Consider the following 9,285-nt stretch of genomic DNA (forward strand, 5'->3'; position numbering starts at 1 on the left):
ATGGTTTCTTTTTATTTATCCTTAGGTTCAAATTTGGGTGATCGGCTCCAGTATTTATCGAAAGCTATTATGGCCTTAAACGATCACCCGGCCATTCAGATCAGCGAGTACTCCAGCATCTATGAAACCGATCCAGTAGGATACACCGATCAGCCTGCATTTTTGAATATGGTCGTAGGGGGGAGAACAGGCTTATCCCCCCATGAATTGTTACTGGCTGTTATGGAAATGGAAAAAGCACTAGGGAGAAAGCGGGAGATTCGCTGGGGGCCGCGTACTATTGATATTGACATACTGGCTTATGGGCAGCTTCAAATAGCTGAGCCGGATTTGGAAGTTCCTCATCCAGGAATGCCAGAACGTGCTTTTGTACTTATTCCCCTAGCTGAGATTGCCACCCACTTTCCTATCCCTATTGGAAATCAGATAATAACACCGATTGATTTATTAGAGAAGGTTAAGGATAAGAGTGGTGTGAGAAAATGGAAGTCCATCGATTGGGAAACAGAATCCGAGCTTTCCGAAAACTAAAAGGATATACGCAACAAGAATTTGCCGATAAAATGGGTGTTTCAATCGCATTATTAGGTTCGATAGAACGGGGTATTAAAGAGCCATCGGAGATGATGCTCAGGAGCATCAGTGAACTTTTGGACATTGAGCTTAACGAGCTGCTGGCCGTGGAAAAATAGATTATCGCGAGGTATATGGTAATGAACAAGCTTAAAATCGGAAATATCGAAATGAAAAATAATGTTGTGTTAGCTCCCATGGCTGGCGTGTGTAATCCTGCTTTTCGACTAATCGCCAAGGAGTTTGGCACAGGGTTGGTTTGTGCGGAAATGGTCAGTGATAAAGCCGTTGTACATGGAAATGAGAAAACCATGAAAATGCTTTATGTTGATGATCAGGAGAAGCCATTGAGCCTGCAAATCTTCGGGGGAGAAAAAGAAAGCTTAGTCGCTGCAGCTAAATATGTGGATAAACATACAAATGCTGATATCATTGATATTAATATGGGATGTCCCGTACCCAAAGTTGTCAGCTGCGATGCAGGAGCTAAGTGGCTGCTTGATCCCAATAAGATTGAAGAGATGGTATCAGCTGTCGTCGAAGCGGTAGATAAACCCGTTACCGTAAAAATGCGGATCGGATGGGACGATGATCATATTTACGCTGTTCAAAATGCCCAAGCGGTAGAAAGAGCAGGAGGCCAGGCCGTTGCTGTCCATGGGCGGACTCGCGTGCAAATGTATGAAGGGAAAGCTAACTGGGATATCATTGGTGATGTAAAGAAAAATGTAAAGATCCCAGTTATTGGCAATGGAGATGTGGTAACGCCAGAAGATGCCAAGCGGATGCTGGACCTAACCGGCTGTGATGGCGTGATGATCGGACGCGGGGCATTAGGAAACCCTTGGATGCTGTATCGCACCGTCCATTATTTACAGACCGGAGAGCTGTTGCCTGAGCCAAGTGCTAAGGAAAAGATTGAGATCTGTTTATTGCATGCGGATCGCTTAATCGACTTAAAGGGTGAGAAGATTGCTATCCAAGAGATGCGCAAGCACGCAGCATGGTATCTCAAAGGATTGAAGAACTCAGCTTTAGTGCGCCAGAAAATTAATGAGCAGGAAACAAGGGAAGGCTTAGGCAAGCTGCTTCTAGACTATGTTCAACAAGTCCAAGATGAAAGAGAAAAAGAACAGGTCACTCACTAAGAAGATTTGACAAGGGAACTCGATTCCCATATAATACCTATGATATATAAGGCTTAGTGGGATTGTAAAGGTTTTCCACCCTGGGTCCGCCGGGCCTTTGGAGCATATTTGATTCGTTTAAGCATATAATTGACCATATTTTGGTTCAAGTAAAAATAGCATCGGGGGGAATAAATCATGTCTGAAAAAGAGGTTTTTCTTACGCCGGAAGGATTAAAAAACTTGGAGGAAGAGCTAGAGCATCTGAAATCGGTGAAGCGCCGTGAAGTTGCGGAAAGAATTAAGGAAGCCATAAGCTTTGGGGATCTGAGCGAGAACTCCGAGTATGAAGAAGCGAAAAATGAACAGGCGTTTATCGAAGGACGCATTATTACCCTAGAGAAGATGCTTCGCAATGCCCGCGTGATCAGCCAGGAGGACCTGGATCAAGGGGTAGTGAATGTCGGTACGACTGTTAAACTCAAGGATCTGGAATATGGTGACGTAGTCGATTACACGATCGTAGGGTCAGCCGAATCAGATCCTGCCAACAATAAGATTTCCAATGAATCTCCTGTAGGCCAGGCTCTCTTAGGGAAGTCGAAGGGGGCTGTTGTTGATGTGCAGGTGCCTGCGGGCGTTATCCAGTATGAGATTCTAGATATTAAATTAAAGTGATTACAAGAGTAAGGGATGTTAAGGGAGTTGAATTGCTGTGTCCCAAGAAGAATTAAATGAACTGCTTCAGGTTCGCCGTGATAAATTGAATCAGCTTCGCGAGATGGGAATTGATCCATTCGGGAAGAAATTCATCCGTACCCATTCCGCAGAAGAGATTCTCAAGGAATTCGGGGACCTGAGCAAAGAAGAATTAGAGCAAAAAGAAATTGAAGTAACGATCGCTGGAAGAATCATGGCCAAAAGGGGACAAGGAAAGGCAAGCTTCTCCCACATCCAAGATCGCACGGGAAGAATTCAGATTTATGTCCGAGAGGACCAAGTAGGGGAAGAGTCTTACAAGATTTTTGATATGTGCAGCATTGGGGATATTATCGGCCTAAGAGGAACGATCTTTAAAACCAATAAAGGGGAAACGACGGTAAAGGCGAAGGAATTCACCCTCTTGACGAAATCTCTTCGTCCGCTTCCTGAGAAATTCCACGGTCTGCGTGATATCGAAACGAGATACCGCAAGAGATACTTGGACCTGATCATGAGTCCGGAATCGTTGAATACCTTTATTACCCGAAGCAAAATCTTGCAATCGATGAGAAGATACCTTGACACAAGAGGTTATCTAGAAGTTGAAACCCCAACGATGCATTCGATTCCTGGTGGCGCGGCGGCACGTCCATTCATTACGCATCATAATGCGCTAGACATGAAACTATATATGAGGATTGCAACAGAGCTTCATCTCAAGCGCTTGATCGTGGGCGGGTTAGAGAAGGTATATGAGATCGGCAGGATCTTCCGAAATGAAGGAATCTCAACTCGCCATAATCCGGAATTTACATCCATTGAGCTTTACGAAGCTTATGCGGATTTTGAAGACATCATGAAGCTTACCGAGGAAATGACAGCCCATATTGCCCAAGAAGTACTTGGAACTACCAAGATTACATATCAAGGACAAGCTATAGATTTAACTCCTGCTTGGAAAAGGGTACATATTGTCGATGCGGTCAAGGAAGTTACAGGAGTGGACTTCTGGCCTCAAATGAGCGATGAGGAAGCTAGAGCGCTGGCTGAACAGCATGGTGTTCATGTGAAGCCGAATATGAAGTATGGTCATATCGTCAACGAATTCTTCGAGCAAAAGGTTGAAGAAACGCTGATCCAACCGACTTTCATTTTTGGACATCCGGTAGACGTTTCTCCGCTTGCTAAGAAGAACGATGATGATCCTCGATTTACCGATCGCTTTGAATTGTTTATCGTAGCTCGTGAGCATGCGAATGCTTTTACCGAGCTGAATGATCCGATTGATCAGCGTGAACGCTTTGAAGCCCAGCTGACGGAGCGCGAAGCAGGAAATGATGAAGCGCACATGATGGATGAGGACTTTATTGAGTCTTTGGAGTATGGTATGCCTCCAACAGGCGGGTTAGGAATTGGAATTGACCGTCTTGTCATGCTGTTGACCGATTCCCCATCGATTCGTGATGTTCTACTATTCCCGCTCATGCGCCATCATCAGCAAGGCGAACAAGCTGCGGAAGAACAATAAGAGATGTATAAGGTGTGGATCTGGAAACGGACCACATCTTATTTTTTTGCACTGTCAGAATTATAAATTCGTCATATTATTTGGAAAGCACGAGGAAAACCTAACGCGACCAAGTTTTCTTGTACTAAAACCTCCGGCTTGTCACTACATATAAAGAAAGAGCGAACTTTATGGGGGTACAAAAGTTATGAAAAAATGGTTGAAACCTCTCTTGTTATGGATTAGCGCAATGGTTATTGGGGTTGGATGTACTTCAAAAGACGCAAGCACGACACCGCCGCCATCGGAGAACCAAAGGGAAATCCTTTCCCCGACAGGCCAGCAGCAGGAAAAAGAAAGCCTCACCTTTGCGATGACAGGACAGTTTAAACCATTTCATTATGAGCAGGATGGGAAGCTTGTTGGATTCGATGTGGAAATTGGAGAAGAAGTGGCAAAGCGGTTAGGGATGGAGCCGAATCCTGTCAAAGTTGCTAAAGATACTTTGCTAGACGGCCTGGAAAAAGGAGATCAGTATGATGCGGTTATCGGAAGCTTGTCCATTACCCCTCAAAGAATGGAAGCCGTTTCTTTTACAAAGCCTTATTATTACTCAGGAGCTCAAATATTTATCAAAGCGGATCATGAAGGGATCATGACGGTGGATGATCTAAAAGATAAAAAAGTGGGAGCCATCGATGGAACAGCTTATTACACCCTATCCGCAAAGTATAGCAAAAAGGCAGCTGGCTATCCCGATTATCCTTTGCTATTAAAGGATCTATCAGAGGGTAAGCTGGATGCCGTGATCATGGATCGCATGATGGGATACATTGCGATAAAAGAAAAGGCCGCTCCAATCAAGCCGTTAGCTGAGCCTCTATATAGGGATGAGATTGGGATTGCGGTAAAGAAGGATGAAACAGATTTGCTCCAGGGAATCAACAAGGTCCTGGACGAGATGATGGCTGATGGGACTTTTGCGAAGATTAGCGTAAAATGGTTTGGGATGGATATCTCGAAATAGCATGATCAAAACCACTTTGCTAAAGTAAAGTGGTTTTTTTGTACGGCAAGATACTTAAACTAACACTTGTAGACCAAAAAGATCAAAAAAAACAATATGGCCAGAAGATTGTTTAAATAGGGCTGAGAAAATAAAATAAAATCAGAAATGAAAACGGTTAACAAACAGCCGGGACATTTCAGCCTTAGTCTTTTACTTAAGCGGTCTAAGGTATTGGAGGTAAGTTTTCCGTGAGGATTCAAAAGAAAGCCTATTCGTGGATTGCCGTTTGGATCTCAATGGTGATGCTACTTCTAGGCTGTGCGCCAAGGGCTATTGATTATGACCAGGTAGGGCCGAATGATAAGCTGATTATCCGCTTTTCACACGTGACAGGGGAGGAAACACCGAAAGGGCTTGCTGCCAAGCGTTTCAAAGAGCGGGTTGAGGCTAAGAGCAAAGGGAAAATAGAGGTCCAGGTTTTTCCAAACTCTACGTTATACTCTGATCATGAAGAATTGGAAGCGCTAAAAAAAGGAGAAATCCAGATGATCGCACCGGCTATTTCCAAAGTAACTTCAGTTGTACCGGAAGCAATGTTGTTTGATCTCCCTTACCTGTTTCATGATCAGGATGATGTTTGGAAGTTAGCAGATGGCCCGGTAGGAAAAGAAATTAACAGCCTATTAGAAGAGCAAGGCTATAAAATGCTGGCGGTTTGGGATAACGGGTTTAAGCAGATTACGAATAACCGGCGTCCTATACAAAAACCTTCAGATTTTAGAGATCTGAGCTTTCGCATTATGCCTAGCCGAGTGTTAAGCAGACAGTTCGATTCAGTTGGTGCCACGAGTATTGATTTACCGTTTAGTGAACTGTATCAAGCTTTGGAGCAGGGACATGTAGATGGAGAAGAAAATACGATCTCAAATATCTATAGCAAAAAGCTCTACGTCACACAGAGATATATGACAAAAAGCGACCACGGATATCTAGGATACTTTGTTTTAACCCAAAAGGAGTTTTGGGAGGGCATCCCAGCAGAATCGAAAGAAATACTGGAGAGCGTTTTAACGGATGTGACGGAGTGGGAGAGGAATCTGGCATTAGAAATAGATCAAGCAAATTACACAGATTTAAAAGAACGAAAACGACTTGAAATCTATGAGCTGTCAGAAGAAGAGAAAACGCAATGGCGTTCGGCCTTCTATTCGACATATGAATGGTTCAGCTCAAGTATTCGTGATGATCTGATTAAGGACTACATTAAAGAGATCTTTCAAGAGGACAACACCTCTAAAGATAAATAAAGAAAATATGGACAAGGGGGAATTTGAAATGAAAAAATTAGCATCTGCATTTTTAGCAAGTGTCATGGCTGTTTCTCTAGTAGCATGTGGCGGCGGGGACAAGCCAGCAGCTGAACAACCGAAAGAAGGCAAGCCAGCAGCCGAAGCGCCAAAAGAAGAAATCGTTATCAAGTTTTCTCACGTAACGGCTCCGGAGAGCGTAAAAGGAAAAGCAGCTCAAAAGTTTGCTGATCTTGTTGCAGAAAAAACAGGCGGACAAGTAAAAGTAGAAGTTTATCCTTCTTCTCAGCTTTATGGTGATAAGGATGAGTTGGACGCTCTTGTAGCTGGAAACGTTCATATGATCGCTCCATCTGTAACGAAAATGGTAAAGCTTGATCCTCGCTGGCAATATGTAGACATGCCTTTCTTGTTCCAAGATCGTGAGCATGCCGTTAAGTTCTTTGAAAGCGATGTCGCTAAGAGTTTGCTTGAAGGGGAAGCTTTAGTATCTAATGATATTTTGGGTCTAGTGTTCTGGGAAAATGGATTCAAGCAATTCACTAATAACAAAAAGCCTTTAGCCGCTCCTGCAGATTTTAACGGCCTTAAGTTCCGTTCTCAAGCAGGTAAAGTGCTGGAAGCTCAATTCAAAGCGGTTGGTGCAGGTTCCGCAACAATCCCATTCGGGGAAACCTATGCAGCGCTTCAACAGGGAACGGTTGATGGACAAGAAAACACCTTTGATAACATGAATACGCAAAAGTACCAAGAAGTGCAAAAGTATATGACCGTCAGTAATCATGGCCGTCTAGACTATGCGATCTTCGTCAACAAGCCATTCTGGGAAGGAATGCCTGAAGATGTACGCGCAAAAGTAGAAGAAGCGTTGAAAGAAGCGACCGCTTATGAGCTGGAATTGGCTGAAAAACAAAACCAAAGTGCATACGAAGAGTTAAAGGCTTCTGGCAAGCTGGAAGTAACAGAGCTAACTGAAGAGCAGCGCGCTGAACTAGAGAAAGCTTTTGCGAAAGTATATGAAGAGTTTTCTGCAACCATCACGCCTGAGTTAATCGATGGAATTAAAAACCTTAAATAAAGAGAAATAGAGGGTGGGCACTACAAGCTAGTGCCCTTCTTTTAAAAGGAAATAGAGCAGGGAGGGGAAATGAAATGCCGCGTTGGAGAAAAGCTTGGAATTTGTTTGAAGATATTGCTGCGGGAACGTTTTTTTCGTTGGGAATTACTCTCATTTTTTACGGGGTACTCATGCGCTATGCATTTAATGAACCGAAGGCATGGGTAGAAGAGGTAGCAAACTATACGATTGTATGGGGAGCATTACTAGGTGTTCCGATTGCCTTGAGAAACAATCATCATATTCAAGTAGACATGTTATATGAAAAAATGTCTAAGCCTTTGAAGAAGATCACAGATATTTTCGCTAATGCTATGGGAGTTCTTTTCTGTCTTTTTTATACGTATTACGGTTATCTGTTAGTGGCGAAGCGTTTTTCTTCTGGCATGGTCTCCATGGATGTCGTATTCCAATGTGGATTGTTTATTTGATTCTACCGATTTCCGGGTTTCTGTTTTTGCTCCGATTCATCGATAAACTGATTGCTGTTCTACAGGGAAAGGAGGAAAAACATGACCCTCACCTTGTTTAGTATTTTCGTTGTGATGATGCTTTTGCGTGTGCCAATTGCAATCAGCTTGGCGCTTGCGACGATTGCTGTACTCATGCAGGAAACCTTCAACATGAATATGGTGCCTCAAAGGATGTTTGCGGCTCTGGATTCCTTTCCTCTGATGGCAATCCCGGGCTTTGTATTAGCAGGGGTTCTTTTAGCGCGAGGCGGGATCTCTAAGTACCTAATCGAAGCATTGCGTACTTGGGTAGGGCATTTGCCTGGCGGTTTATCTGTGGTTACGATTTTAGCATGTATGATCTTTGCTGCTATTTCTGGTTCTAGTCCTGCTACTGCGGCTGCTATCGGTTCCATCATGATACCCGCGATGGTGAGTGCAGGTTATGATAAGAAGTATTCCATGGGTCTGGTGGCTGCAGCTGGAACACTGGGAATTCTTATTCCACCAAGTATTCCTTTGATCATTTATGGGATTACGGCTGAGGAGTCCATCGGCAAGCTATTCATGGCTGGCGTGATTCCGGGAGTTTTACTTGGAGGCGTATTGGTTGTTTCGGCAATCTTCTATGCAAAAAAGAATGGATATGGGAAGGCTGAAAAAGCATCTAACGCAGAACGAATGAAAGCTTCCGTGAAGGCATTATGGGGTGCCTTCCTGCCGATTCTCATCCTGGGAAGTATTTATACAGGAGTAGCGACTCCTACAGAGTCTGCAGTTATTGCAGTGGCTTATGCCATTATCGTTTCTACCGTCATTTATCGTGAAATGGGCTTGAAAGATGTTCGTCCGATCTTAGTAGAATCCATCAACATCACGTCGATGATCTTCTTGATTATCGCAGCGGCGAGCTTATTTGGGCTTTACTTAACGAATGCTCAGGTTCCGCATCATGTTGGGGCATGGATCGCTGAGAGCAATATGAATAAGTGGATCTTTTTCATCATCATCAATATCTTATTCTTTATCATGGGAACGTTCTTAGAGGCCGTCTCGATTATCCTCATCACGTTGCCGATTATCCTTCCGATCATCAAGCACTTGGGAATTGATCCAATCCACTTTGCGATTGTGATGACTGTGAACATGGAATTAGCGATGATTACCCCGCCCGTCGGATTGAACCTGTTCGTTGTGGCTGGTATAGCGAAAGAAAAGCTAGGCAATGTCGTGAAGGGTGTAATCCCGTTCATTATCCTATTTGTTATCGTTCTAGCATTTCTCGTGCTTTTCCCGCAGATTTCTTTATGGCTGCCGCAGATGATGCAATAATACTGGGGCTCAATGAAGGTCAGTAAGAGATAAAAAGGAGAAGAGCTCCGCTATCTCGGTAAGAGGGCTAGAAAAATAGACTTTTCTATTGAATAAAGGACATTTTAGAGCTAGAATAAAAAGTGGACACCTAAATTAGAGTATCAGATAATTACTATT

At 43.6% G+C, this 9,285-nt stretch carries 10 protein-coding genes; all 10 read left to right on the top strand.

The window, feature by feature from the left end:
• The 10 genes from folK to ABLT31_RS28550 all read left to right on the top strand — a co-directional run bounded on the left by folK (position 1) and on the right by ABLT31_RS28550 (position 9,126).
• The gene (gene folK, locus ABLT31_RS28505; protein ID WP_367758133.1) at positions 1–531 is read left to right on the top strand and encodes a 2-amino-4-hydroxy-6-hydroxymethyldihydropteridine diphosphokinase; all 531 of its coding nucleotides are present in this window, start codon (positions 1–3) and stop codon (positions 529–531) included.
• A complete protein-coding gene (locus ABLT31_RS28510) occupies positions 483–692 on the top strand; it encodes a helix-turn-helix domain-containing protein (RefSeq protein ID WP_367758134.1) in 210 nt (69 codons plus the stop codon). Before folK ends, ABLT31_RS28510 begins: the two co-directional genes overlap by 49 nt.
• 21 nt (positions 693–713) lie before the next feature.
• Positions 714–1,721 carry a tRNA dihydrouridine synthase DusB gene (gene dusB, locus ABLT31_RS28515; RefSeq protein WP_462976544.1) on the top strand — a complete coding sequence of 336 codons (1,008 nt, stop codon included), beginning with the start codon at positions 714–716 and terminating at the stop codon, positions 1,719–1,721.
• A 177-nt stretch (positions 1,722–1,898) separates the two neighbouring features.
• Positions 1,899–2,378, top strand: a complete 480-nt coding sequence (greA, locus tag ABLT31_RS28520) for a transcription elongation factor GreA (protein WP_367758136.1) — start codon at positions 1,899–1,901, stop codon at positions 2,376–2,378.
• Positions 2,379–2,415: 37 nt separating this feature from the next.
• Positions 2,416–3,930, top strand: a complete 1,515-nt coding sequence (gene lysS, locus ABLT31_RS28525) for a lysine--tRNA ligase (RefSeq protein WP_367758137.1) — start codon at positions 2,416–2,418, stop codon at positions 3,928–3,930.
• A gap of 187 nt (positions 3,931–4,117) precedes the next feature.
• Positions 4,118–4,936 (top strand): transporter substrate-binding domain-containing protein, encoded by an 819-nt coding sequence (locus tag ABLT31_RS28530; RefSeq protein WP_367758138.1) that lies wholly within the window; start codon positions 4,118–4,120, stop codon positions 4,934–4,936.
• Positions 4,937–5,166: 230 nt separating this feature from the next.
• Positions 5,167–6,225: a DctP family TRAP transporter solute-binding subunit gene (locus ABLT31_RS28535; RefSeq protein WP_367758139.1), complete on the top strand. Its 1,059-nt coding sequence runs from the start codon at positions 5,167–5,169 to the stop codon at positions 6,223–6,225.
• A 28-nt stretch (positions 6,226–6,253) separates the two neighbouring features.
• Positions 6,254–7,303: a DctP family TRAP transporter solute-binding subunit gene (locus ABLT31_RS28540; protein ID WP_367758140.1), complete on the top strand. Its 1,050-nt coding sequence runs from the start codon at positions 6,254–6,256 to the stop codon at positions 7,301–7,303.
• Positions 7,304–7,377: 74 nt separating this feature from the next.
• Positions 7,378–7,773 carry a TRAP transporter small permease gene (locus tag ABLT31_RS28545; protein WP_367758141.1) on the top strand — a complete coding sequence of 132 codons (396 nt, stop codon included), beginning with the start codon at positions 7,378–7,380 and terminating at the stop codon, positions 7,771–7,773.
• 81 nt (positions 7,774–7,854) lie between these two features.
• Positions 7,855–9,126, top strand: a complete 1,272-nt coding sequence (locus ABLT31_RS28550; protein ID WP_367758142.1) for a TRAP transporter large permease — start codon at positions 7,855–7,857, stop codon at positions 9,124–9,126.
• Positions 9,127–9,285 lie beyond the last annotated feature (159 nt).

The organism is Ammoniphilus soli, assembly GCF_040813775.1.

Coding starts and splice junctions, on each gene's coding strand:
- folK (WP_367758133.1), top strand. CDS start 1: ATGGTTTCTTTTTATTTATCCTTAGGTTCAAATTTGGGTGATCGGCTC.
- ABLT31_RS28510 (WP_367758134.1), top strand. CDS start 483: ATGGAAGTCCATCGATTGGGAAACAGAATCCGAGCTTTCCGAAAACTA.
- dusB (WP_462976544.1), top strand. CDS start 714: ATGAACAAGCTTAAAATCGGAAATATCGAAATGAAAAATAATGTTGTG.
- greA (WP_367758136.1), top strand. CDS start 1,899: ATGTCTGAAAAAGAGGTTTTTCTTACGCCGGAAGGATTAAAAAACTTG.
- ABLT31_RS28530 (WP_367758138.1), top strand. CDS start 4,118: ATGAAAAAATGGTTGAAACCTCTCTTGTTATGGATTAGCGCAATGGTT.
- ABLT31_RS28540 (WP_367758140.1), top strand. CDS start 6,254: ATGAAAAAATTAGCATCTGCATTTTTAGCAAGTGTCATGGCTGTTTCT.
- ABLT31_RS28545 (WP_367758141.1), top strand. CDS start 7,378: ATGCCGCGTTGGAGAAAAGCTTGGAATTTGTTTGAAGATATTGCTGCG.
- ABLT31_RS28550 (WP_367758142.1), top strand. CDS start 7,855: ATGACCCTCACCTTGTTTAGTATTTTCGTTGTGATGATGCTTTTGCGT.